Genomic DNA, 24,246 nt, shown 5'->3' on the forward strand with positions numbered 1-24,246 from the left:
CGGGGCGAGCGCAATCAGGAGATAGTCTGGCCTCAGCCGCCGATATGCTTGGCCTGGCGCGTCGCCAGCTTGTCGATCTCGCGCTGAGGCGCTTCTTCTTCGGCCGGCAGCTTGACGAGGTCTTCCAGCGCAGCGCCGGTCTCGATGGTCTTGATCTGTGCCAGCCGCGCACGGAAGCGCGCCAGCTCTTCTCCGGCCAACTGGGCGCGGGTCACATAGCGTACAGAGGCCGGATCGATGGCGCGGCCGTTGCGATACATTTCATAGTGCAAATGCGCGCCGGTCGAGAGGCCGGTCGAACCGACATAGCCAATGACCTGCCCGCGGCGCACGCTCTGCCCGGCGTTCACGGCCATCCGGCTCATGTGGCAATAGCGGGTCTGCAAGCCGCTTCCATGGCTGAGCTTGACGGCGATGCCGCAGCCGCCGGCGCGCCCGGCCGAAAGCACCCGGCCATCGGTGACAGCACGGATCGGGGTGCCGTAGCCGGCGCGATAGTCGAGGCCCGAATGCATTCGGCGATAGCCAAGTATCGGGTGGCGGCGCATGCCGAAGCGCGATCCCACGGCACCGGGCACCGGGCGCATCAGCCCGCTGCGTTCCTCGCCAACGCCTGAAGCCTCGTAAAACCGGCTGTCCTTGCCCCAACGCATCAGCTGGGTCTTGGCTTCACCTCCGCGTTCGACCCCGGCATAGAGCAGTTCGCCCGCCTGCCGTTCACCGGTTGCCGCCCGGCGATAAGTCACGATCATGTCGAAGGTGTCGCTCGCCCGCAGGACCTGGTCGAGGTCGCCATAGTCGCCGACTGCCTTGAGATATTGCTGTACCGCGCTGGCCGGTGCTCCTGCTGCACGAGCCGAGCGATAGAGGCTGGAGCCAACCGTTCCACGTATGCGCAATGGTGTATCATCGACACGGATTGGTTTGCGGACGAGCGCCAGATTGCCCGACTCGCTGCGCTGGATCGCCAGCGCGAGGTCGAAGCGGGCGCGAAACTCCATCTCCTCGAGCGGTCGTGTTGCCCCGGCCTCGCTGCGGCGGCCAAGCGTGATGTCGAGCTGGGTGCCGGATTCGATTTCGCCAAGCGGGATCGCGCCGGAGACCAGCTGCACGACGCGGTCGGCATCGTCAGCGCCCACGCCGGCACGGCGTAGCATGCGTTCGAAGCTGTCGCCCTGGACCAGGGTCGCGACGAGCTGGACCTGGGGGCGCTCGGGAGCGGAAGGGAGGTCTGCGACCAGCGCAGTTGCGCCCATGCGGCTGCCGCTATCGGCACCGAGTGCGAGCGGCATGATCGCCTGGCTGCGAAATTCTTCGCGCGCGGTCTCGTCGAGGACTTGCGCAGGAGCGGCTTGCAGTGGGTTAAAGCTGGGCCAGAACGACAGGGCGAGCGCGGCAAGGCCGACCATGGTTGCCATGCCGCGCAGCCAATGCGTGCTGCCGATGTCTTCGGCAAGATTGGGGGCAAGGTCGATGCGGTCGAGCTTCTCGCCCATCTCGAACCGCCAGCTGTCGTATTTCTCGCGCAGGGAATGGGCGCGCTGGAGAATGCGCTGGCGCGGTTCACCGATGATCTGAGCATGCGAGAGCGCTGCGGCGCGCCAGTCGCCGCTGTCGTCATCGCCGGGTGCGATCCCGACTCCTGTCTCTACGCGCGCCTGGTACAGGGCGGCCTCCTTAGATCCCCGGAGTCGGCGGCATTTGCCGTAAGCGACCCGACCCGCCTTGCTCCTTGGGCGATTGCGATGGCGGATTAAAGTTAACACCGGTTTAAGACGCGCCCAGCCGAGTCAGGCCTGCGACGAACGCATGGCGGGTGTGGAAAGCCGTTCGGCGGCTTGCCGTCACTACGCACCAATGGCAGGAACGGCGGGTGACCGACAGCACCATCCGGGCGGTCCTCGGGCCCACCAACACCGGCAAGACCCATCTCGCGATCGAGCGGATGTGCGGCCATTCGAGCGGAGCGATCGGCTTCCCGCTGCGGCTGTTGGCGCGCGAAGTCTATGACCGGGTTGTCGCCATCAAGGGCGAGAAGCAGGTCGCCCTGATCACCGGCGAGGAGCGGATCGAGCCGCCGGATGCCCGCTATTTCCTGTGTACTGCTGAAGCCATGCCCAGGCTGGGTGGTGGGCACGCCTTCATCGCGCTGGACGAAGCGCAACTCGCTGCCGATCGCGAGCGCGGGCATGTTTTCACGGACAGGTTGCTGCATGCCCGGGGGCGCGAAGAAACGATGCTGCTCGGAGCTTCGACTCTGGAGCCGATGTTGAAATCGCTGGTGCCCGAGGCGCAAGTCGAGACCCGGCCACGCTTCTCCACCCTCACCCATATCGGCGCGCGCAAGCTGTCGCGGCTGCCGCCGCGCAGCGCCATTGTCGGCTTCAGCGCCGAGCAGGTTTACACCGTGGCAGAGATGTTGCGCCGCTTTCGCGGTGGCGCGGCGGTGGTGATGGGCGCGCTAAGCCCGGAAACCCGCAACAAGCAGGTCGAGCTGTTTCAGTCGGGCGAGGTCGACTACATCGTCGCCACCGATGCCATCGGCATGGGGCTGAACCTTGACGTCACCCATATCGCCTTCGCTTCGCTGACCAAGTTCGACGGGGTGAGCCAGCGGCGGCTGACCCCGGCAGAGATGGGACAGATCGCCGGGCGCGCGGGGCGGCACCAGAAGGACGGTACCTTCGGCACACTCGCAGGCGGGCGCGGACAGGTGCCAGAGCTGACCGACGAAGAGATCTTCGCCATAGAAGAACACCGCTTCGCACCCCTCACCCATCTTTACTGGCGCGAGGCCGAACCGCGTTTCGATACGCTCGCCGTACTGATCGGCGACCTCGATGCGGCGCCGCAAGAGAAGGGGCTGCGCGGCGCTCCTGAAGCGATCGATCTGGCTGTGCTCAAGAAGCTGGCGGAAGAACCGCTCGGTGCATCGATCAGGGGGGCCGGTATGGTCCGCCGTTTCTGGGAAGCCTGCTCCCTCCCCGATTTCCGCCAGTCGGGGGCCGATACCCACGCCCGCTTCGTCGCCCGACTGTGGCAGGATTTGCGCGAAGGCTACCTCGGGGCGGACTATGTCGCGGCGCGCATTGCCGAGCTTGACAATATGCAAGGCGACATTGCCACGCTACAGGGGCGCATCGCGGCAATCCGCAGCTGGGCCTATATCTGCCAGCGGCCCGACTGGGTGCTCGCCCGCGACGAGATGGCCGCCCGCGCCCGTGGCGTGGAGGCCAAGCTGTCCGACGCGCTGCACGCGCGGCTGACGGAAAGATTTGTCAATCGAAGGACCGCGATCCTGATGAAGAACCTGGGCAACGACCCGAACCTGCTTCCCGTCACGCTCGACGATGACGGCGGCCTGCTGGTCGAAGGCGAACTTATCGGCACCGTCACCGGCTTCCGCTTTGCTGTCGATGCCAACGCCAATGTCTCTGACCGCAAGATGCTGCTCTCGGCAGGCGAAAAAGCCCTGCCCCGCATCCTCGCCGAACAGGCGAAGAGGTTGCGCGAAAGCGGGTTCGAGGGCGTGACGCTGGAGCGCGGCGTTATTCGCTGGGTCGGACAGGTCGTGGCGAGCCTCGACACCGGATCATCGGTGCTGGAACCGTGCCTCGAGCCGGTCCGCGAGCTGGATAAGCTCGAAGACGGCGAGAAAGCACGCTTCCTTGCTGCGTTGAGCGACTGGGTGAAACAGCAGCTCGTTTCGCTCGAACCGCTGGCGAAGCTGGAAGAGGCCTCCAAAGACCCGAATGCAGGCTCGGAAGCGCGCGCGCTGCTGCTCAACCTCATTGCCGGGCACGGGCTTGTTCCGCGCGAGAAAGCCGGGATCCAGCACCTGCCCAAGGAGATGCGGCCATACCTGCGCAAGTTGGGCGTGACGTTCGGGGCGCTCGATGTGTTTGCGCCGGCCTTGCTCAAGCCCGCACCCCGGCTCGCGCTCAACAAGGCCGGAATAGACCGTCGACCGCTTGAAGAAGCAATGCGCTCGGTCCTTCCGGGCTCACGCCAGGTCCCAGCCGGCTATCGACCGGCCGGCGACCAGCTGATCCGGGTCGATGTGGCGGAGAAACTGCTGCGAGCCGCGCATGACGTGCGCGGCAAGAAGCCCGATGCGAAAAATGTGATCATCGATCCTTCTCTGGCGGTATCGACCGGGCTGACGGAAGCGAGCTTTCGGCGCTTGCTGGGTGCAGCCGGCTTCCGGCTGCATGGGAGCAAGGCGTTGGCCGAAGGCGCATTGGGCCCGCCCGCGCCTGACCGCTGGAGCTGGCGGCCCGGCGCTATCAAGCGCCATGGCCAGAAGCAAAGCAGCGGTGCGTCCCATGGTAAGACCGGCGGCAAGAAAGGCAGCAAGCGCAAATCCGCACCCAATAAGCAGGGTCCGGTTGCGGGCAGCCCGTTTGCCGATCTCGCCAAGCTGGTTCGGTAGTGCGGCTGAATTCATGCGGTTAGATTTGGCGCTGACACGGTTGCGGTTCACCAAGACCCGCAGCACTGCACGCGCGCTGGTCGAAGCCGGGCATTTACGGGTCAACGGACAGCGTGTCACCCAATCCAGCCGTTCAATCTCTGTCGGTGACGTGCTGACACTCCCGCGCGGCAAGTCGGTGGCCGTCGTCCAGCTGCTGACCTTGCCCGAACGGCGCGGTCCGCCCGCTGAAGCACAAAGCTGCTATCGGACGCTTGACCCCACAGGGGAAACCGCCATAGCGAAGGATAACAGTCAGGATATCAAGGGGAACCTCTCGCCATGACCTATGTCGTCACCGACGCCTGCATCAAATGCAAATACACCGACTGCGTCGAGGTCTGTCCGGTCGATTGCTTCTATGAAGGCGAGAACATGCTCGTCATCAATCCGTCGGAATGCATCGACTGCGGCGTTTGCGAGCCTGAATGCCCGGCCGAGGCGATCTTGCCCGATACGGAAGACGGGCTGGAAAAATGGTTGGAGATCAACACCAAGTTCTCTGCCGAGTGGCCCAATATCACCCAGAAGAAGGAACCGCCGGCAGACGCCGACGACCACAAGGGCGAAGAAGGCAAGTACGAAAAGTTCTTCAGCGAAGAACCCGGCGAAGGCGACTAAGCCAGCCCCCCACCCACCGCTAGGCGTGCTGCCCGATTTGCCGGTCCCGATGCGGGATTCGGCGCTAATTGTCGTGCACTGGCAATTTTGTTGCGAATCTGTTATATAATCCATCAACCGCAAGCGCTTCGATTCCGCTGGCGGAGAAATCTGGAAAGGCAGGATCGCAGACCACTGACAATTTGGCCCGATTATCGGCACGCATGGCGTAGCCGCTAGAGAGCTACACTGTCAGTGGATCCAATGCCTTCGGAATGAAAGGACACTACATGGCAGCCCAGGCTCCCGCCTTCGATGTTGGCGATTATGTTGTTTACCCCAAGCACGGCGTAGGTCGTGTGATCGAACTGCAGAGCGAGGAAATTGCCGGCATGCAGCTCGAGCTCTACGTGCTGCGGTTCGAGAAAGAGCGGATGACCCTGCGCGTTCCCGTCAACAAGGTCGAATCGATCGGCATGCGCAAGCTGTCGAGCGACAAGACGCTGAAGGAAGCGATGGAAACGCTCAAGGGCAAGCCCAAGGTCAAGCGCACCATGTGGTCGCGCCGTGCCCAGGAATACGAAGCCAAGATCAACTCGGGCGAGATCGTGCTGATCGCCGAAGTGACCCGCGACCTGTTCCGCCCCGACGACCAGCCCGAACAGAGCTATTCGGAACGTCAGATCTTCGAAGCGGCGTCCAGCCGCCTCGCCCGCGAACTCGCAGCGATGGAGAAGACCGACGAGCCGACCGCGCTCGAGAAGATCCTCGACGTGCTGCGCGAACATGCGCCGCAATATTACGAGAACACCGAAGACGCCTGATTTAGACAGGCGACCGATAAGGTTCGACGAAGGCCGCTCCTCTCAAGGGGCGGCCTTTTTCGCGCCCTGGTTTGGGGGCCTTGCATGGTGCGGCACAGTGTATTACATCACCAATACACATTTTCGGAGGACCCCCATGCTGAACACCTTTTTCAAGAAGCTCCTGCCGGTTGCGGCGCTGGGCTTCGGCCTCGCCGTTTCCGGCTGCGACGGGATGAACATCCAGATCGGCGATAGCGATGGCGTGCCGCTGTCAGAACTCGACATGAGCGGCGATGCGCCCACCGGTATCGTCCTCGCCGGGCCGGATACCGTCATCGTGACCGAAGGCGACGACCTGGCGATCGACGTCGAAGGCGATGACGATGCGGTCGATGCGCTGCGTTTCTCACTCGAGGACGGCACGCTCGGGATCATGCGTGATAAGGATGGTTGGTCGGAAACCGGCACAGCCATTGTCCGCGTCACCATGCCGCTGCCCGAAGACATCGTGATCGCCGGTTCGGGCCGGGCTGAAGTTCCCGGCCTGGCCGAGCGCGCCGAAGTGACCATTGCCGGCTCTGGCAAGGCCATCGTCAGCGATATCAAGTCCGAGCGGCTCGAAGTGACCATCGCCGGATCGGGCGATTTCGAAGCCAGCGGGACCGCCGAGCGGATGGAGATGACAATCGCCGGTTCGGGCAAGGGCCGCATGGCCGATCTCAAGGTCGATCGCGCCGAGATCACCATCGCCGGATCGGGCGATGCCGAATTTTCCTCCGATGGCCGGGTCGAAGCCAATATCGTCGGCTCTGGCGATGTGACCGTGAACGGCCGCGCCAAGTGCTCGATCGACGCTGTCGGCTCCGGCACGCTCAACTGCCGCGAAGGTGCAAGCACCGCCGAGGACGCCGAGAGTGAAGATGCGGCGACCGAGGAAGATACCGGCGAAACAGACGCTACCGAAACCGAGTAACCACTATTCATGGACGGCTCACTTCCGGCGCGATAAACATCCGCACAGGAAGGGGTCGTCCATGCGCTTACCCACACTTGCCCTGATCGTTGCCAGCAGCTTTGTCTTGCAAGGCTGCATCGCTGCGAGCGCCGTAGGCGCCGCAGTCGATGTCGCTACACTGCCGGTCAAGGCCGCGAGCAAGGGCGTCGACCTCGCCACCACCAGCCAGTCCGAAGCCGATGAGAAGCGCGGGCGCGAAATCCGCAAGCGCGAAGAGCGGCTGGGCAAGCTGGAGCGCACATACGAGAAGCAGCGCAAGAAGTGCATCGACGGCGATCGCGTTTCCTGTGATGAGGCGCGCCGGACCTATGAGGAAATGCAGGTGCTGATGGCGTCGATCCCGGTCGAACCAGAAACGCCCGAATAATCAGGCCGCTGCGCGACGCAGGCGATCGTTTATTGCTTTTCCAACCCCTTGGTTGGGGACCGGGGCCACCGCAATTCGTGATTCTGCTGACGCTGCCGCCTGATGCAAACAGTCATACAGGTTGGCAGCGGCCTGAAATAAATCGCCAGTTGCGGAAAGCGTCGTGTCGCCATCCACAACACCGAAGCCGATATGGAACTCATCTGCATCTGCCAGAATTGCGTTGAGCCGGACTGGCTTCCCCGGAGCATAATGACTGGCGAGTTGTCCTGGCGCTTCGATCACCTCCCCGCCTGGTGGCTGGGGCATAGGCAAGTCGAAATAGTGTTCATGTAGCCGATCGAGATCGACTGGCCCGGGGCGCAGTTCCTGCCATTTCCCATCATCGCGAATTGCCAGAATCGTCGATTCAATGCCGGCATTTGTGGGTCCGGCATCGAGGACAAGGTCTATCCGGCCGTCCAAAGAAGCAAGGACATGCTGCGCTGTAGTTGGGCTAATGAAACCGCTGCGGTTGGCTGACGGAGCCGCCAGAGGAAAGTCGACCTCGTGGAGCAATGCCTGCATGACTGGGTGGCTAGGGCATCTGAGAGCAACAGTTTCCAATCCTGCGGTCACTGCCCCAGCCAACTTCGCGTCTGGCCTTTTCGGCACCACGAGTGTCAGCGGACCCGGCCACTCTGTCATGACCGCGACCTGCGCGCCATTCGGCCAGGTTGAAAACTCTTGGGCATGGGTTTCGTCACGCACATGCACGATCAGCGGGTTGAAGCTCGGTCGGCCCTTGGCCTCATAGATCTTCGCCACCGCCTCGGCGCTGTCGGCGCGTGCGGCGAGGCCATAGACCGTCTCGGTAGGCATCGCGACCAGACCGCCCGCCGCCAGAATCGCTGCCGCGCGCCGAATCCCTTCGGCATCGGCCAATAGCGTTTCCGTAGCGTTCTTGCCGGGCATGGCCGCGCGCTATATCTGATGGCTCAGATTTCCAAGCAAACAATGCTGCCAGAGGATTGCCTGACGTGACTGCCTATACCCCGCCGACCCAGGACCAGCTGCTCGCCATCCGTGCCAATGCGGGTATCGAAGAGCTGGCGCAAAGCGAACGCTTCGCCGCGGCCGAACCGGATATGGTCGAAGCCATCGTCGAAGGGGTGGGCCAGTTCGCCGCCGGGGAGTGGGCCCCGCTCAACCGGGTCGGCGATCTTGAAGGGGCCACACTGGAGAATGGCGTCGTGCGCCTGCCCGATGGCTTTGCCGAAGCCTATGCCCACTATGTCGAGCAGGGCTGGAACGCGATTGGATCGCCGGAGGAGTTTGGCGGCCAGGGCCTGCCCTTCACTCTTGCCTGCAATGTGCTGGAGAACCTCGGCACCGCCAACATGGCTTTCAACTTGCTGCCCATGCTCTCGGTCGGCGCTCTCGATGCCATCGAGCAGCACGGCAGCGAAGCACAGCACGCAAAATACATGCCCAAGCTCGTGAGCGGCGAGTGGTCGGGCACCATGAACCTGACCGAGCCGCAGGCGGGCAGCGACCTCGGCGCATTGCGCTCTACCGCGACCCCGATCGAAGAAGGTGAGCACGCCGGCAAGTACCGGATCGCTGGCCAGAAGATCTACATCACCTGGGGCGATCACGAGCTGGCGGAAAACATCATCCACCTGGTTCTCGCCCGGACTCCCGATGCGCCCGAAGGCAGCCGCGGCATATCGCTGTTTATCGTGCCCAAATACCACCTGAACGAGGATGGCTCGCTCGGTCCGCGCAACGATCTTCGCCCGGTGAGCCTCGAGCACAAGCTCGGCATCAATGCCTCGCCCACCTGCGTCATGAGCTATGGCGACAATGGCGCGTGCATCGGCGAGCTGGTGGGGCAGGAAAATCGCGGCTTGATGGCGATGTTCACGATGATGAACAATGCCCGCATCAATGTCGGCAACCAGGGCGTGCAGATCGCCGAACGCGCGACCCAGCAAGCACTCGCCTATGCCCGCGACCGAGTGCAGTCGGCCCGCGCCGGATCGCCGGACAAGAGCCCGGTGGCGATTGTCGAGCACCCTGACGTGCGCCGTATGCTGCTGAGGATGAAAGCGCTGACCGAAGGTGCACGGGCATTGCTCTACTACACCGCCGGGCAGGTCGATCGCGGCACTTTGGGCGATGCAGGCGCCGGCCATCGCGGCGAAGTGCTGGTGCCCATGCTCAAGGCCTGGGGCACGGATATCGGTTGTGAAGTGACTTCTATCGGCGTCCAGGTCCACGGCGGCATGGGTTTCGTCGAGGAAACGGGTGCTGCACAGCATTTCCGCGACGCCCGGATCGCACCGATCTACGAAGGTACCAATGGGATCCAGGCCGCCGACCTCGTGACCCGCAAGCTGGGCCTCGACGGCGGAGAAGCGCTCAGCTCGCTGATGGCCGATATCGCCAGGGACGCTTCCGGCGAGCCGGGGCTGCAAGCGCTGGCACAGGATTGCGCTGCTATCGCGACCTGGATGCGTGAGGAAGCGAGCCTCGACGACCGGCTGGCGGGCAGCGTACCGTTTACCAGCATGTGTGCGGTAGCCGTCGCCGGCTGGCAGCTCACCAGGCAGCTCGATGCGATTGCAGATGGTGCCGCGCCAGCGCTGGCCGAAAGCAAGGCTGTGACGGTCCGCTTCTTCCTTGACCGAATCGTTGCGGAGGCTGGCGGGCTGAAAGCCTCGGCAGTTGGCGGGGCCGAGTTGCTCTATTCGCTCGCCAGCGACAAGCTAACAGGCTGAAGGAATGACCGACCAGGGAGATCCGCTCGCCCGCATCGCCGATGCATTGGAGCGGCTATCCCCTGCGCCGGGTCCGGAGACCGACTGGCGGTTGTCGCCGGGCTATGTCTGGAGCAACGGCGAGGTCAGACCGGTTGAAACCATCATCGCCCTGCCACTCGACCGCCTCAAGGGTATCGAGCGGCAGAAGCAAGTCGTGGTCGAGAATGTCGCCCGCCACGCCCGCGGAGCCGCCGCGCATGACATGCTGCTATGGGGTGCCCGCGGCATGGGGAAGTCGGCTCTCCTACGCTCGGCAGTCGCGGCTATCCAGCATGACACAAGCGAACGCCTTGCGCTGGTACAACTGGACGTTGCCAGCCTCACGCAGCTACCGACCCTGTTTGACGCTATCGGCGGGATCGATCGCCGTTTCCTGCTCTATCTCGACGACCTGGCGTTTGATCGCAGCGACGAGGCTGCATTGCGCAATCTGCGTAGCGCGCTTGAAGGGAGCCTTTGCCCGCGTCCGGACAATGTCAGGCTGGCAGTGACATCCAATCACCGGGCCATACTGGCACGGGATTCCAGCGACCAGGCCGATCCGCTGCAAGAGCGCGACCGGATGGACGATTCGCTGGCGCTGGCGGATCGGTTCGGCCTGCGGCTGGGCTTCCACCCCTGCGACAAGGACACCTATCTTGCGATCGTGGCCGCCCATGCCGATCCGGCCGGCTTGGCGTTCGATGCGGACGAAGCGCTGGAATGGTCGCGGGCACGCGGTCCGTTGTCAGGCCGGAGCGCGTGGCAATACGTGGTCGAAATCGCCGGCCGCGCCGGAAAAAGCGTCTGACGCCTAGTTGCCTGGCGAATTGCTGTTGCGCATGAAGTCTTCGGCGAACGATTCCTCGGTCTGCCCGTTGAGCGAAGCGCGCGGCTTGAGTCCTTCGGCCTTGTAGCGCCCAATCGCCGCAGCAGGTTCAGCACTGGGGGCGATAACCCGCCAGATGATCCCGGCGGTATCGTCGCTGATGAGCAGCGAGCCGTCCCCGGCCCATTCGACCCAGGTCGGGCGACCCTTGGTTGTGCCGTCGTCATTGAGGAAGCCCGTGAGGACTGGCACCGGCTTGCCGAGAGGATTCCCGCGCTCGTCAAAAGCGACATAGACTACATCGTAACCCGAAGGCGGTTTGCGATTCCACGAACCATGCCGGGCGATAAAGGCACCGCGAGCGAAATCCTTGCCCATGCGGTTGCCTTCGGCGCTGAACACCAGGCCGAGCGCGGCGACATGCGGCCCAAGCGCATATTCGGGTTTGCGGGTATATTCGACCAGGAAGGGCGGACGGTCGGCATCGACCCGCTGGTCGAGATTGTCGCCCCAATAGATCCAGGGCCAGCCATATTGCGCGCCGACAGGCACATTGGTGAGATAGTCGGGCACCATATCGCCGCCCAGCATGTCACGCTCGTTGACTGTAGTCCAAAGCTCGCCAGACATCGGGTTCCAGTCGAGCCCGTTGGGGTTGCGCAGGCCGGTCGCAAACTGGCGCTGGGTGTTGGTGGCGAGATCGTATTCCCAGATCATCGCCCGACCCTCTTCGACCTCCATCCCGCTTTCGCCGATGTTGGAGACCGACCCGACCGCGACATAGACCTTGGTGCCGTCGGGGCTGAGTTCGAGATTGCGCATCCAGTGGCCGCCGCCCGGGGGCAGGTCCATCAGCTTGCGCGGATCGCCCGAGACTGAGTCCGAACCCAGCTCGTAATCGAATTCGAGCAGGGCGTCATGATTGGCGATGTAGAGTTTGCCATTGGCCCAGCCGATGCCCGACGGCGAATCAAGGTCGTCGCGCAAGGTCTGGCGCACTTCGGCCACTCCGTCCCCGTCGGCATCGCGCAACAGCACCAGCTCATTGGGCGATTCCCCGGTTGCCCCCGCTTCGGACAGCAGGATACCCGCGATCCAGCCCTTGATCGCATCCATTATCCCGCCCCCGTCGCGTTCGACCTTGGGGGCGCGGGTCAGTGTCACCAGGACATCGCCGTTGGGCAGGCGCTGCAACACACGCGGATGGTCCAGACCCTCTGCAAAGCGGACGACTTCCAACCCCTCGGCCGCGACAGGCTTCTCGCCGTCGGCCCAGCCGACCGGCTTGGCGATCTGGACGGTTGGGAAGGATTCTTCCTTCGGTTCGCTCAGGGTCGGATCGGCACCGGTCACCTCTTCCACGGACAGGTCCGCCGGGGTGCCACGGGTCAGCCAATAGCCGAGCGCGGCGAGAACGAGGATGAAAACGACGAGGGCGATGAGGATCTTGCGCATGGTGCTCATGCGGTGCGAGATAGGCCAGCTATCGGCCAGCGGCAAATGTTTTGCGGGCGCATTCGCTTGCAAGCGCCGACGATCCGCCTAGATCGCGCAGCATGTATGATTTCGCTCCCGATGCCGACCTGCCCGCTGCCGAACGCTATCGCCAGTTGGCCGACGCCGCCGATGCCCTGACTTCGGGGGAAAGCGACAGCGTCGCCAACATGGCAAACCTTGCGGCGCTGATCTGGGAATTCGTTCCGGGGCTCAATTGGGCGGGATTCTATCGCATGGTCGAAGGCGAGCTGGTGCTGGGGCCGTTTGTCGGTCGACCTGCCTGCATACGCATCCCGTTGGGCCAGGGTGTCTGCGGCACGGCGGCACAAACCGGCGAGACCCAGCTGGTCGAGGATGTCCACGCCTTCCCCGGCCACATTGCCTGCGATGCCGCGAGTGAGAGCGAGGTGGTGGTGCCGGTCCTGCGGGATGGTCAGGTCATTGCCGTGATCGACCTCGATGCTCCGGACAAGGGGCACTTCGGGACCGACGACGCGGCCGGGCTCGAAAAGCTGGCGCGCAGGATTGCCGACCGGATCTGAGCCCCCCTCACATTGGTTAGACGGGTTAGGCAACTTTCCGACCCGAAACGGGACAGATCGGCGGGTCTTCGTGACTCTGCAGGCACTTATGGTAACTTTTCTCTTAACGCCGCCGCTCGCTGCATCTCGCGTGAGTCGGGGTTCAAGTGAAGAGGAAAGCCGATGCCGACCGCCCTGCCCATCCGTATTCTTGCCGCCGCCGGGACCACCGCCGCAGCCATGATCGCCGCCACTCCGGCGCTGGCCCAGCAGATGGGCTATGAGCAGCGGGTTTATGAATACGCCCAACCGGCTCCGGAAGGCGAACCGCAGACCGTGTTCGTGCGCCAGCCTGTTGTGCAGCCGATCCCCGAGCAGCCGGCCTACCAGCCGCAGTATACCGCCTACGAGACCTACTCCGGCGACGGCGATGAAGAATACGCGGCGGATTACGAGGTCGAGTACGAGCACCGGGGGCCGATGATGCATCATCCCATGCCGCACCCGGCGCCGCATCCTATGCCTGCGCACCATCCGCAGCCCGCATACCAACCGCAACAGGGCTATCCGCCGATGCCACCGGTCGTCGACCGCAAGGCATGGATCGGCGACTGCCAGGCCTATCTGCGCGATCGACGCAAGCGCGCAGACCGCGGCGCTGTCGCAGGCGGCCTGCTAGGCGCGGCAGCCGGCGCAGCCATCGGCAATCGTGTTGCCGGTGCCGGAGAGCGCCTCGGCGGCTCACTCATCGGGGGTGGCGTTGGCGGACTGGTCGGCCTGTTCATCGGTCAAGCCATTGCGCTGGCCGGTGGCGACGGCACCAAGAAAGACTGCAAGAACTGGCTCAAGACCTATGAGGAATCCTACGCCACTGGCGGGGGGCGCTGGCCGTATCCGATGCAACCGGGGTATGGCTGGAACGGCGGCTGGCACCAGAGCTGGAGCGGCGGCTGGTCCGGGGGCTATGTTGTCGTGCCGATGGCGACAATGACCGTCTATCAGGTGCCCATGGTCCCCGTCGTCCGCGAAGTCGTGCGCGAGGAATGGGTCGAAGAAACCGTGATGGTCGAAAAGACCATCGTCACGACCCAGCCCAAGCCGGTCAAGAAAGTCCGCTACATCAAGTCCAAGCCAACCAAGCCGGTCAAGTATATCAAGGGAAAATAAGCCCTTGGCCCGAAGTCGTGGCGTCTTGATGCGGCTTGACTGGCCAAACTGGAGCCGGGTCCTGGTACGCATGGCCAGAACGCGCCCTTAGCTTCATCTTAACCATATGCTGCGAAGGCGGCTGGTGTGAAAGAAGTGCCAGCCAAAGACTGGGTGCGCGATGCATCCGGCAAGCAGCCCTCTGCAGGGGACGCCGCTGCGCCCGCCAAACTGCGCGTGTTGCTGGCGGAAGACACCGCGATCAGCGCCGAGATGATGCAGGCCATGGCCGATCGCCTCTCGATCGACATGGATATCGCAGCCAATGGCCTCGAAGCGATCGACATGGTGCATGCTGCCATCGACAAGGGCGAGCCCTATTCGTTGCTGCTGGTGGATATCATGATGCCGATCCTCGACGGGATCGAAACTGCCCGACGGCTGCGCAGCGAGGGAATCAATACGGTAGAGTTGCCCATTATCGCTATCACCGCCGCCACCGAACTCGACGAGGTCCGGATATACCGCAAGGCCGGGATGCAAGCCTTCCTGGAGAAGCCTGTCGCCCTGGCCGACCTGCGGGCCACGCTTCACGCCTGGGGGCACGGGACGAAGAATCGTGCGCAGAAGCTGCGCTCGGCCGCCTTCGAGGCACTCAATGAACAATTTTCCGAACGCAAGGTGAGCACGCTCAAGGCGCTCCGCGACGCGCTTGCGAGCGATGATCTTTCGGAAAGCGTGATAGTCGAGTTGCGGCGCATCCTGCACCAGCTCGCCGGAACCGCCGGATCGTTTGGTGAGACCGCGCTCGGAGAAGAGGCGCGCGCTCACGAGATAGAACTGATGGCAACATACTTCGAAGGTGGCGACGTACGCGACATTCTTGAACGCGCCGCCCAGTCGATTGCACGGAAGATTTGAGCCATGCGCTGGTACTCTGCCCTCCTTTCACTTTGTGCTGGTGCCGTCATGATGGCCGGAACGCCCGCACGGGCGCAAACCGATGATGCCTTCAATGCCGATCCGACCGCAGAATTCTCGTTCCGCGTTGTCCAGTCGGACCTCGACTTCGATGAAGGTGAGGACATCGACAGCTCGGGCATAGGCGTACGCGGTGAAGTCGGATTTGATTTCGATCTCGGCAAGACCACCGGGGCCCGCATCGAAGTGCAAGGCGGCTATTTCGACTATAATGATGTGACTCGCGAAGATCGCACGACATATGGCGGAGCGATCCAGGTCGAGCAGGAAATCTCGGAAACCATAGGCGTGCGGTTGCGCGCCCGCAGGATCGAGAATGTCGCTGTGCTTGAAGCTCTCCCCGGTGCAGACCAGACCAGTATCGGGGTGCGTGTACAGTGGGAAAAGGGCAATGATCGCCTGCGGGCCTATGCCGACTATCTCGAGCGCGAGTACGACTATAACACCACAGTCCACAGTGATGGCTGGCGCCTTGCCGTGCAATATAACCGTCGCCTTGGATCCTATCACTGGTTGCGGTTCGACCTACGCCACGAATGGATGGACAGCGAAGATTCGCCTCGCCGCAGCTACCAGCGAACGGTTGCACAGGTGAAGTACAGCCTACCGATCACCAGGCGCCTGCGCTTTCGGCCATCAATCGAATACCGCCAATGGTCTTATGACGAACGGATTGCCCGAGGCGATCCGCAAGGCGACCTTCGGCGAGACAGTTATGTCGGCCCGGGAGCAGAGATTGCTTATGGCCGCACCAAGGGCATCTATGCGACTGCCAGCGCACAGTACCGGATCAAGAGTTCGAACGACGAGCGCTACAATAGCGACACATTCCGCGTGGGCTTGACCGTCGGCTATCGCTTCTAGCGGAAAAGCACCTGTCCGGGCCAAACTCTCAGTCGCGGCGCAACTTTTCAGACAACTTTGTCGGGATTTCCTGCAAATCCTTGGCCAGCCAGCCGCCTTTTTGGCGCGAGGTGAGCTTCTTGAGTTCTGTCGCCGCGCGCTGGCTGGAAATCTGTTCTGCGATCAATGCCTTGTAGATCCGGTCAGCTGCCTTGCGTCGGCGGACCGCATCGCCGGCATCGATAAAGGCTTCCGCGAACTCGAGCATCGCACTGCCCAGCCCGGACAGCCAGCCCCCTTCTTTGGGCTTGTCGGCATCTGCTTCACTGGCCGATGAATCGAATTGCTTCATCTGGTCGTCCAGCCGGGTTTCAAGCGCATCGAGCTGGAGCGGCGAAACAGTTGGGACCTGTTCGATCCGCGAACGAAGCCCTGCAATCGCGGCCCGTACCGCTTTTTCGCTGAGGATGCCGAATTCCTGGAACGAGGCGAGGAAACGATAGCCACGCTCGACCGTGCCGGGATCCTCGTCACGCATCTGCTCGCAGGCCTTCCACACAGCCTCCCACGCCTGCCAGCGATAGACCCAGTCGAGCCCTGTCCCCTTGATGTTCTGCATCCCCATGATGCGATTGATAAGTCCGGGCGGGGTGCTCTCAGCGACCAGCCGGACAATATATTCGCCCTTCATGTAGTAATCGTAGACCGGCACCAGCTTGGCATGGAACGCCTTGGCAAGCAGCGCGCGCACGGCCTGGTCGCTGGCACTGCCGCTGCGCGCCTGGTCGGCGAGAGTCGTATACTCGGCATGGAGTTCAGCCAGCGCGGCGTAATGCGCAGCTATCGCATCAGCCCCCTTGATTCCTGCTTGCTGCAGATGGTCGGCAAGGGTTCCGGCCTTCGCAGCCCCCAAGGCGGCCGTTACATCGGCTGCGTCGTCAACACCGGCCACCATGGCTGTCAGTCGACCCGCAAGCTCTTCGGCGGTGACCGGGATCCGCTGCTTCTTCGCGAGCTCCTCCAGCAGCGCAGCAGGCTCGGCATCTTCGTCGACCAGCGTCACTTCGGCAGCGTAAGCGTCCCATTCTTCCTCGATAAAGCCCAGCAGGCCTTCGATGTTGGACCCGATCAGCACATGCTTGTCGGCCGATACATCGTGCACCAGCATGCGCGCAAAAACACGGCTGCGCGGCACGCGGTCGGCGCGGTTGTTGACGATCGTGGAGACGAATATCTCCGGGTCGCGCTCCAGCGAATGGTCGATGAAGCCCATGCGGGTCCAGTTGCCCATCGCCCCGAAACGCTCGTTGGCGGACATGCCCATCACGAACTCGAGCGTGCGGCCATTGATGGTCGAACGCGGATAGGTCTTGAGTACCCCAAGGTCGGCCACCACCCGGTCGGACATTTCCTTGATGCAGAAATCGGGCTCAAGACCCAGTTCCGCCCCCATCGCGGTGACCAGCGCGATATTGTAAGGGTGTTCCTCATAAGGGAAGCGGTCGAGCAGACTCTGGTGGATCAGGCCGGCTTCCTTCCATGTGACTGCCTGCATCCTTGTCCCGGCCTTGGCCGCGCCTTCGGCCAGGATCGGCAGCATTTCCTCCTCCGTGGTCAGCAGGAAGGAATCGTGCGGGATGAACTGGCACATGACTTCCGGTATGTTACGCCCGGCCGGGCCCTGCACGTCTTCGTGGTCGGGATAGGTATTGGTGATGGTGCCGATATCGTCGCGCATCCAGTCTTGCTGCAGCACTTTCACATAGGCCGGGTTGAGTCCCATGCATTCCCACAGGAACACTCGCCCTTTCAGCCCGTCGGAGGTCTGCAGCAGCTGGTATTGCTCCCAGATTGTCGCCTTGTCGTAAGGGCGGAACAGAAACATCTCGGTTAGGTCGCCGAATGGCGTACCGAGCAGGAACATGGCCTCGCAGCCAGTGGTCTTGGAGACAATCGACGGGCCCAGCGCATTGATAAGGCCGGCCTTGAGACGTTCTGTCCCCGATTTGCCCCGCGTCCCCCATCCGCCGAGCGATAGTGGCAAGCGCGCTCGAAGGCGCCGGGCATGCCAGCCCAGCGCCATGTGGCGCCCGAAGAACCACAGGCTCGCCAGAGCGACAAAGATGGCCAGTTCAAGGAGGTTGTTCTCGTAAACGGTCGAGAAATAGGCCAGCGCCCGATCCCACAACACGGGCAGGGCCGCAAATACGCCGCCGACGCTGAACAGCTTGACCACCTTCGGATTGGGCTCGCCCGGGCTATCGCGATAGGGGCGGAACGCGATGTCGATTTCGAACTTGCGCAGGGCCGCGAGATAGTCGTCAGGTTCGCGATTGCGGAGCGAGGCCAGTCGCGGGAAATCGCGCGAAATACGCCAGAATGCCCGCATGCGGCGGACAATGCTGTCGGGCGCGGTGATCGCCGTGATCCCGGCGCTGGTATAGATCTCACAAGTCCCGCCGCGGTCGAGCACGGTGAGCACCTGGTCAAGCAACGGCAGGTAGTTGCGCCACCCACCCTCGCTACTTTCGAACAGTGGCTCTCCGGGCACCTTGGTCGGTGCCAGCTCGGCCATCCGCGCGCTCGGGGCCCACATCGTGCCATGGTAATGACGCCCGATCGCATGGCGAAAGGCCTGACGCTTGTCGGTGGCGCTGTTGCCGCCTTCAAAAAGGATGCGCCACAAACGGCGGCGGAAGAATTCCCCGCGTTGCACGCTGGGAAAGGCAGATGCCTGCAACGACAAGCCGAAGTCGCGCTGTGCGAGCACCGCCATAACTCGCCCGACCAGCTCCGGATCGTCGTCGAGATAGGGCTTGAGCGCCCTTGCGCGCCTGACGGTGCCTTCCAGCTGGCCGTTGACAATCTCGGCGAGGATATCTGCGATTTCGATTGCTTCGGCCGTTGCATAAAGCCAGCTGCGCTCACGCGCTTCATCGAGCCAGCGCAGCACCTTGGCGGATTGGGTCCGCTGCTGGAGCTGCGCAAAGCCGGCCTTCAAGGTCTCGTTCGTTCCGTCCAGCTCGGACGAGCCCGTCTCACGCAGGTGGCGGAGGGTCCCGGCAGCTGCATCAAGCGCGATGCGAAGGGTGAATTCCTGTTCCTCATGAGTGAAGATGCGGCAAATATGCGCAGCCATGGCTGCGGCCCCGACGTGAGCGATAATGCGCGCTGGATCGGCGAAGATGGCCGCGCGTACCTGCGGATCCCGATCGACCCGCAGCCGGGTCAGCATCCCTTTTGCCGCTTCAGGCGGCAAGTGATGCAGGCTGTCGGCAAAAGCCTGGCGAACCGCGCCTTCCCGGCTGTTGGCGAGGATTGGCAGATAGCGGGCAAACTTGGGCGAACGGTGGAAGTTGTGGCACAATAGCCGGACCAGGTGTCGTTGTACGAACAGGGCCCGGTCGCGGAGCACCTCGGGCTTGGATTCGAGATCGCCGGACAGGCGTCGATCGATCACGGAAGGCAGGGATTCAGGCGAAAGTGCGAGGAGCGCGTCGATCGCCTCGCATTGAGTCCAGACCGCTTCGCTTTCATCGAGACACACCCGGCGGGTGGCGCTGATCAGCATATCGAACCAGGCGTCTTCAGGTTCTTCAATCATGCGCTCGGCCATCTGGCGGACACAGGCATGGGCAGCAGTGCGCACGCGCGGATCGCCTGGCCATTGCCGCATGCGGGCAATCAGCGGAAGGAAGGTTTCGCTGAAGAAGCTCGCGCCTCTGATATCGGCGCTTTCGGCCATTGCCGCTCCGATAGCAACTCCCAGGCGATCAAGTCCGTAGGCAAGCGCCCTTTCGCGCTCACCGCCCCGCTTGGCGAAGCGTTCCAGCACGGCATCGGCATCGAAGAACCGGTCAAACGCCTTGGCGTCGCCACGGAGCTGCTGCTTCGTCTGGCCGAGCTGGTCGGCAAAGGCGAGAATGGCCGCGCGCTGCTCAGCCTCGTCGAGAGCGCTGGCGAAGCGGGTCTGGAACGCTGCTTCGGCCTGGGCCAGCGCCGCAATCTCATCCGCCTGACGTTCGCAGAAGTAGGCCAGCACTTCTGCATGACGGCGCGCTGGAGATGCCTGCGCGCGCTCAGCCGCATAGGCCAGCACCTCGTCGCGCATGTCCGCATAGACCGGGGCCAGCTTGGGCGCGTAACCATGCTCCAGCCTGGCAAGGAGGTCGAGCGGTTCAGGCGCGCTCACTCGAGCCCTCCGAACAGGCATTGCGCCAGCTGAGCCCGCAACATTTCATCTGCGACCAACGCAGCACGGAGGTCTTCGGCCATTTCGAGATGGACGAAACCGGCAAATCCCTTGCCTCGCAAGGCCTCACCCTGGGCGTTGGTCAGCGCACCCAGTTCGCCGGTTTCGTAGGGGAACACCCGCACTGGATAGGGGGCGAGCGCGACGCTGAGGCAGTCAGCAAGGTCGAGCAGTCCTGGCTCGGGCTCCATGGTCCCGTTGCTGAGAATGATTCCAGCCGATCGGCCCGCTTCGTCGGCTCGCTTGCTCCGGTCGAAACCATGCAATTGCACGATCCGGCCCTGCGGAAACCGGTCTGCAAATGCCAGCGCAAAGCCGGTGAAGGGATGGCGTGGTGCCTTGGCAAGGTCGAGTGCAGCGGGGCAATCACTTGTCGGCTTGCGCGGAGCAGAGTTCCACGCCGCAGCGGCGGCCCCGGTTTCGAGGAAGAGTTGCGCCGCGAGCGTGCCAGTGTTTCGATCGGCCCCGCGGTGGGGGGCCGTGAGGGCGACCGGGCGCACGTTGCCATCGCGCAAGAGGTAGATTCCGCGGCCTTCGCACATTCCCGCAGGCTCGGCGATACGCACCCCTTCCCAATCCGCACCCCCGGCAGACACTTCCAGGCCGATTGATGCAGCCTCGGCAACCAGGCTACGGCTGCCGGGGTCGGTCATCGCATCGTTGAACAGCCGCTCGGCCGCCCGCAATGGCGCAGGACCGCCAGGCGCAATACCGATCGCGTCCCGCAAGGGCGGGAACAGAATGGCTGCAAGGCCGGTACCAAGTGTCACCAGCAGGGTTGCCGCAAGAATTGTCCCACGCTTCACTGCTCCCGCGCTCCGCGGACACGGCGCCGCGTGCCTTCGTAGAGGACCAATGCCTGGTAATCGCGCCCGGCGATCCCGCTCGGCCCCAGCGGGCGCCACAGGTTGATGGCGATGTTGGACATTTCATCTTCGGTCAACATGTCGGGCGGAAAGGCGTTGCCCAGCGTCATGGCGAGCTTTTCATTGTCGCTCCGGCGGCGAAAATTGGACAGCGCCTGCGATGCGAGCAACGGGCGGCGTTCATAGACCCGGATATCGACCGCCTCGATGGCAGGATCCGCTTCGACGAGCCGCCACTCCGACCGCACTACCGGGCTTGGCGCGCGGATAACGACATCGTCCATTCCCGCCACGACTTCTGGTCGGTTGCGGAAGAAGCGCCAGCTTTCACCGGATGCGAACACCCGGTCGGGGGCGTCGGAATGCAGGTAGAGCAGGTGGTTTGCCACCTCTGCCCCGGAGCTATCGAACAGGCGCGCTTCCACCGCATAGACGAACCCTTCCGGCCGCGCACGTTCCTCCGCAAGAACGGCTGATTGCGACAGCAACCTAACCCGCTCGACTGGTTGACTGAAGACGAACACCAGCGGGCGTTCGCGATCCAGACGATAGACCAGCGCCCGATTGTCGATATCGGCATCGACCGTGGTCGAGCTTTGAGCTTCGGCAATATAGCGACCGACGGGGCCACCATAGCGCCAGCCCAGGGCGGCTGCGACAGCCAGCAGCACGCCGAAAGCAGTCAGCCGAGCGAGGAAACGCAGGCTCATTGCGGCGGAGCCCCCCGGTCGATCACCCAGCCGACCGCATAGCGACGGCCCGACGTCTGGTCGAGATAGCGCAAGGCCGTGGCGGGACGCTTCTCGAAGCCAGCCCAATCCTTCCCGTCACCGGCAAATTCAGCCCGCAGGCCGGATTGCCGCAGCGCGGAGAGGATCGGCATGAATTCCGCATCAGTGGTCCCGACGATATCCCGTGCAACAACCACATCTGCCGGCCCATCGTAACGATAGGCGGATTCAGGGGCTGACCTGAGCTGGAAGATGGACGGTCCTTCTCCCGGTTGTTGCTGGCGCAGGCTTTCCTGCCAGACGACATCAAACGCTGTCTCCGATGGACGGAACAACGAGTCGGTCTGCGGGGCGATCAGCAGGGCATCGGCATTCCATTCGCTGTGCACGGCCGCGCCGATACGGGCTGCCAGCGTGTCGTCGATTGCGCGATAGCTCAAGACGATGCGTTGCGGCGCTCCGCCTTCGGCGAAGAAGGCGTACCCCTCATCCCTGAGCGGAGCCAGCAGCGCCCAGTGGTTGCGGCCGCCAAGACGGCAGCGCGAGAGTGCAAACCCTCCGATGTCTGCGGCGGCGCGGGCCACGTCCGGCTGGGATTGGCTGGAAATACTGGCAAGCAACGGTTCGGCGATTTCGAACCGAAGGTAGGCCAGCTGCCCCAGTCCCTCCCACCCTTCGGAAACATTGCCTGCCCGCGGCATGCTGCACCGCTCGATGCCCGGGGTGGCTTGTGGGCCAAGATAGGCGAGCGACAATTGACGGACAGCCGCGCCGTCCAGCGTAATCAAGGCTTCGTTGCCGACAATTTCCGCAGAGGCTGCCTGCAGGGTTACATCGATCGCCCGGATCGCACCGCGCAAGGCCGCAATATCTGCCGCGCGAGCCGATTGGTTGGCGAATGTAGCGCGCGAGCCCTCCCCTGCGGTGGCCTGCTCCACCAGCATGCGAGGAGAGGCACTGGTAGCGCGGAAGACGTCGGCAACATTGGCGTTGCCCAGCGCGGTCGGACCAGCCGGGGCCGCAATGACCAGCCACCGGGCTCGCTGGTTTCGCTGCAAGGTCACGGCGGCTGTTCCCAATCCCGGTGCCCCGGTAGGATCGGCGGCGACGATAGCGAGATTGCGGGGTGCAGCGGGGTCATAGACCAGCAGTTCCTCGCCGGCTCCATCGGCCCGGATGATGGCGTAGCGCCCACCTTCCACACGCTGCACTCGCCAGTCGTCGGCGGTCAGGTCGAAGGTCGGACTGCTCGCTGGAACCCCCGCTTCGAAAAGCTCGATCAGTTCAGCGAGTGATTGCGCTGCTTCGGTCGAAAGCGGTTCCGCTCTTGCTCTCATGCGGCGGACATGTGCGTCGCCTACGGCGCGCACCACCAGGGCGTCGAGGCGCGGGGTGCGCGACTCGCCTGGCATCAGTTCGGGATCACCCGCTGTCGCTGTGGCGATTCGCGTGACACCAGCGGAAAGAGCAAACCCGACAATGTTGCCAAGCACTGCACCGGCAAGACTGACCTGCAGTGTCGACCGCGCCAGGCGTGGGAAGATGTTCTTGTCATGGGCCTTGATCGCGATCAGCGTCGAAAGCAGGTAGCCGAAGCCGTAGAAGTCAGTGGTCTTGACGTCAAACCCCTGCCACACGATCACCCAGCCGATCAGCATCTTCCAGGCGAAACTGATGTTGAAGAACAGCAGCAGCTTGCGCCCGCCCTCGATCGTGGCGTTGGCCATCATCGGCAACTTCAGGATCAGCCGCGCGATCAGGTAGATAACGATGGCCTCGAGGAACGAGGTCAATACCTTGGTCGGTTGGTACCATTGCAGCGCAATCAGCGCCGGGATCAGGATCCCGGAGAAATCCCAGCCGTAGCGAACATTGACCTGGCTCGCGATCATCGCGGTCAGTGTGAGGATGATATAGGCCTTGGGGCTGGCAAGGATCGAGCTGGCAAGGCCTTCATAGAGGTAGCTCACCCCGCTCATGCGGAAGTTGGTGAATTCCATCAGCCCATAGCGCACGATCAGGAACGTCAGCCCGATGGTAACGATGGCTGCGACCAGCCCCCGGCCCAGCCCCGGCTTCCAGAACTGGTTGGCCAGCAGCGAGATGATGACGAGACCGAAGCTCTGGAGATTATCCTGCCAGTCGAACCTGCGATCGAAGTTATCGAGCAGCCACTCGGCAAATGCCGGCAAGACATAACCATCCATCGACAGTCGCACGGCGATGCTGGCAAGAATCAGCCCCATGAAGCGGTCGCGCCCGAACAAGGCCGGGAATCGCCCGGGGGCGATCCGCTCTGAAAAGGCCCAGACGATCACGTAGGTCAGGATTGCTTCGATCACGATGACTACCGCAGCCCACGGCTTTACGATCACGAGCGGAACGAGATAGCCGGGTACGACCAGGCCCGACAGGACCCAGCCATACCGCAGGTTGAAGAAGCATAGGACGAAAACGCCGACCCACACCGTCGTAATGACGGAGCTGGCAAGGCCTCCGTCCGGAAAGATGGTGAGGGGCAGGGAATCCATCGCCGCG

At 63.3% G+C, this 24,246-nt stretch carries 19 protein-coding genes; 12 read left to right on the plus strand and 7 right to left on the minus strand.

Annotation, left to right across the window (positions count from 1 at the left end; all coding sequences use genetic code 11):
- Window positions 1-32: 32 nt before the first annotated feature.
- Window positions 33-1,766 (minus strand): M23 family metallopeptidase, encoded by a 1,734-nt coding sequence (locus tag QPW08_RS01010; RefSeq protein WP_284123861.1) that lies wholly within the window; start codon window positions 1,764-1,766, stop codon window positions 33-35.
- Between the two features lie 107 nt (window positions 1,767-1,873).
- Here QPW08_RS01010 and QPW08_RS01015 point away from each other — a divergent pair, with 107 nt between their 5' ends.
- From QPW08_RS01015 to QPW08_RS01040, 6 genes are all read left to right on the plus strand, one after another.
- Window positions 1,874-4,432 carry a helicase-related protein gene (locus tag QPW08_RS01015; protein ID WP_284123862.1) on the plus strand — a complete coding sequence of 853 codons (2,559 nt, stop codon included), beginning with the start codon at window positions 1,874-1,876 and terminating at the stop codon, window positions 4,430-4,432.
- 13 nt (window positions 4,433-4,445) lie between these two features.
- Window positions 4,446-4,757, plus strand: coding sequence for an RNA-binding S4 domain-containing protein (locus QPW08_RS01020; RefSeq protein ID WP_284123863.1), 312 nt, complete (start codon window positions 4,446-4,448; stop codon window positions 4,755-4,757).
- Window positions 4,754-5,092, plus strand: a complete 339-nt coding sequence (gene fdxA / locus QPW08_RS01025; RefSeq protein WP_284123864.1) for a ferredoxin FdxA — start codon at window positions 4,754-4,756, stop codon at window positions 5,090-5,092. Before QPW08_RS01020 ends, fdxA begins: the two co-directional genes overlap by 4 nt.
- 269 nt (window positions 5,093-5,361) lie before the next feature.
- A complete protein-coding gene (locus tag QPW08_RS01030) occupies window positions 5,362-5,895 on the plus strand; it encodes a CarD family transcriptional regulator (protein ID WP_284123865.1) in 534 nt (177 codons plus the stop codon).
- Window positions 5,896-6,031: 136 nt separating this feature from the next.
- Window positions 6,032-6,850, plus strand: a complete 819-nt coding sequence (locus QPW08_RS01035) for a head GIN domain-containing protein (RefSeq protein WP_284123866.1) — start codon at window positions 6,032-6,034, stop codon at window positions 6,848-6,850.
- 61 nt (window positions 6,851-6,911) lie between these two features.
- Window positions 6,912-7,259 (plus strand): hypothetical protein, encoded by a 348-nt coding sequence (locus QPW08_RS01040; protein WP_284123867.1) that lies wholly within the window; start codon window positions 6,912-6,914, stop codon window positions 7,257-7,259.
- Here the strand turns inward: QPW08_RS01040 and QPW08_RS01045 are convergent, their stop codons facing one another.
- Window positions 7,260-8,213: an L-threonylcarbamoyladenylate synthase gene (locus QPW08_RS01045; RefSeq protein ID WP_284123868.1), complete on the minus strand. Its 954-nt coding sequence runs from the start codon at window positions 8,211-8,213 to the stop codon at window positions 7,260-7,262.
- A gap of 65 nt (window positions 8,214-8,278) precedes the next feature.
- Between QPW08_RS01045 and QPW08_RS01050 the strand changes: the two genes are divergently transcribed.
- Together QPW08_RS01050 and QPW08_RS01055 are read left to right on the plus strand one after the other, a co-directional pair.
- Window positions 8,279-10,021, plus strand: a complete 1,743-nt coding sequence (locus QPW08_RS01050; RefSeq protein WP_284123869.1) for an acyl-CoA dehydrogenase — start codon at window positions 8,279-8,281, stop codon at window positions 10,019-10,021.
- Window positions 10,022-10,025: 4 nt separating this feature from the next.
- Window positions 10,026-10,853 carry a DUF815 domain-containing protein gene (locus tag QPW08_RS01055; RefSeq protein ID WP_284123870.1) on the plus strand — a complete coding sequence of 276 codons (828 nt, stop codon included), beginning with the start codon at window positions 10,026-10,028 and terminating at the stop codon, window positions 10,851-10,853.
- Between the two features lie 3 nt (window positions 10,854-10,856).
- On the opposite strand, the gene QPW08_RS01060 is transcribed toward QPW08_RS01055, so the two are convergent.
- Window positions 10,857-12,335, minus strand: coding sequence for a PQQ-dependent sugar dehydrogenase (locus tag QPW08_RS01060; protein WP_284123871.1), 1,479 nt, complete (start codon window positions 12,333-12,335; stop codon window positions 10,857-10,859).
- Window positions 12,336-12,427: 92 nt separating this feature from the next.
- On the opposite strand from QPW08_RS01060, the gene QPW08_RS01065 reads away from it, so the two are divergent.
- From QPW08_RS01065 to QPW08_RS01080, 4 genes are all read left to right on the plus strand, one after another.
- A complete protein-coding gene (locus QPW08_RS01065; RefSeq protein ID WP_284123872.1) occupies window positions 12,428-12,910 on the plus strand; it encodes a GAF domain-containing protein in 483 nt (160 codons plus the stop codon).
- Window positions 12,911-13,072: 162 nt separating this feature from the next.
- Window positions 13,073-14,056, plus strand: coding sequence for a hypothetical protein (locus tag QPW08_RS01070; RefSeq protein ID WP_284123873.1), 984 nt, complete (start codon window positions 13,073-13,075; stop codon window positions 14,054-14,056).
- A 126-nt stretch (window positions 14,057-14,182) separates the two neighbouring features.
- The gene (locus tag QPW08_RS01075) at window positions 14,183-14,956 is read left to right on the plus strand and encodes a response regulator (RefSeq protein WP_284123874.1); all 774 of its coding nucleotides are present in this window, start codon (window positions 14,183-14,185) and stop codon (window positions 14,954-14,956) included.
- 3 nt (window positions 14,957-14,959) lie between these two features.
- Window positions 14,960-15,880, plus strand: a complete 921-nt coding sequence (locus QPW08_RS01080) for an outer membrane beta-barrel protein (protein WP_284123875.1) — start codon at window positions 14,960-14,962, stop codon at window positions 15,878-15,880.
- Between the two features lie 28 nt (window positions 15,881-15,908).
- Here QPW08_RS01080 and QPW08_RS01085 read toward each other — a convergent pair whose 3' ends face one another.
- The 4 genes from QPW08_RS01085 to QPW08_RS01100 are packed head-to-tail and all read right to left on the minus strand — an operon-like array spanning window position 15,909 to window position 24,239.
- Window positions 15,909-20,051: a hypothetical protein gene (locus QPW08_RS01085; protein WP_284123876.1), complete on the minus strand. Its 4,143-nt coding sequence runs from the start codon at window positions 20,049-20,051 to the stop codon at window positions 15,909-15,911.
- Entirely contained in the window at window positions 20,048-20,917 is an 870-nt protein-coding gene (locus QPW08_RS01090; RefSeq protein ID WP_284123877.1) for a hypothetical protein, read from the minus strand. The genes QPW08_RS01085 and QPW08_RS01090 overlap by 4 nt, the downstream gene beginning before the upstream one ends.
- Window positions 20,914-21,687, minus strand: a complete 774-nt coding sequence (locus QPW08_RS01095; RefSeq protein ID WP_284123878.1) for a hypothetical protein — start codon at window positions 21,685-21,687, stop codon at window positions 20,914-20,916. Before QPW08_RS01095 ends, QPW08_RS01090 begins: the two co-directional genes overlap by 4 nt.
- On the minus strand, window positions 21,684-24,239 hold the full coding sequence (locus QPW08_RS01100; RefSeq protein ID WP_284123879.1) for a poly-gamma-glutamate biosynthesis protein PgsC/CapC: 2,556 nt from the start codon (window positions 24,237-24,239) through the stop codon (window positions 21,684-21,686). Before QPW08_RS01100 ends, QPW08_RS01095 begins: the two co-directional genes overlap by 4 nt.
- Between the last annotated feature and the right edge of the window lie 7 nt (window positions 24,240-24,246).

The organism is Parerythrobacter aestuarii, assembly GCF_030140925.1.
In the GTDB taxonomy this organism is placed as follows: Bacteria; Pseudomonadota; Alphaproteobacteria; order Sphingomonadales; family Sphingomonadaceae; genus Parerythrobacter; species Parerythrobacter aestuarii.

Excerpts from the sequence above, each read along its gene's own strand:
- QPW08_RS01020 (WP_284123863.1), top strand. The coding sequence starts at position 4,446 with ATGCGGTTAGATTTGGCGCTGACACGGTTGCGGTTCACCAAGACCCGC.
- fdxA (WP_284123864.1), top strand. The coding sequence starts at position 4,754 with ATGACCTATGTCGTCACCGACGCCTGCATCAAATGCAAATACACCGAC.
- QPW08_RS01030 (WP_284123865.1), top strand. The coding sequence starts at position 5,362 with ATGGCAGCCCAGGCTCCCGCCTTCGATGTTGGCGATTATGTTGTTTAC.
- QPW08_RS01035 (WP_284123866.1), top strand. The coding sequence starts at position 6,032 with ATGCTGAACACCTTTTTCAAGAAGCTCCTGCCGGTTGCGGCGCTGGGC.
- QPW08_RS01040 (WP_284123867.1), top strand. The coding sequence starts at position 6,912 with ATGCGCTTACCCACACTTGCCCTGATCGTTGCCAGCAGCTTTGTCTTG.
- QPW08_RS01045 (WP_284123868.1), bottom strand. The coding sequence starts at position 8,213 with ATGCCCGGCAAGAACGCTACGGAAACGCTATTGGCCGATGCCGAAGGG.
- QPW08_RS01055 (WP_284123870.1), top strand. The coding sequence starts at position 10,026 with ATGACCGACCAGGGAGATCCGCTCGCCCGCATCGCCGATGCATTGGAG.
- QPW08_RS01060 (WP_284123871.1), bottom strand. The coding sequence starts at position 12,335 with ATGAGCACCATGCGCAAGATCCTCATCGCCCTCGTCGTTTTCATCCTC.
- QPW08_RS01065 (WP_284123872.1), top strand. The coding sequence starts at position 12,428 with ATGTATGATTTCGCTCCCGATGCCGACCTGCCCGCTGCCGAACGCTAT.
- QPW08_RS01070 (WP_284123873.1), top strand. The coding sequence starts at position 13,073 with ATGCCGACCGCCCTGCCCATCCGTATTCTTGCCGCCGCCGGGACCACC.
- QPW08_RS01080 (WP_284123875.1), top strand. The coding sequence starts at position 14,960 with ATGCGCTGGTACTCTGCCCTCCTTTCACTTTGTGCTGGTGCCGTCATG.
- QPW08_RS01095 (WP_284123878.1), bottom strand. The coding sequence starts at position 21,687 with ATGAGCCTGCGTTTCCTCGCTCGGCTGACTGCTTTCGGCGTGCTGCTG.
- QPW08_RS01100 (WP_284123879.1), bottom strand. The coding sequence starts at position 24,239 with ATGGATTCCCTGCCCCTCACCATCTTTCCGGACGGAGGCCTTGCCAGC.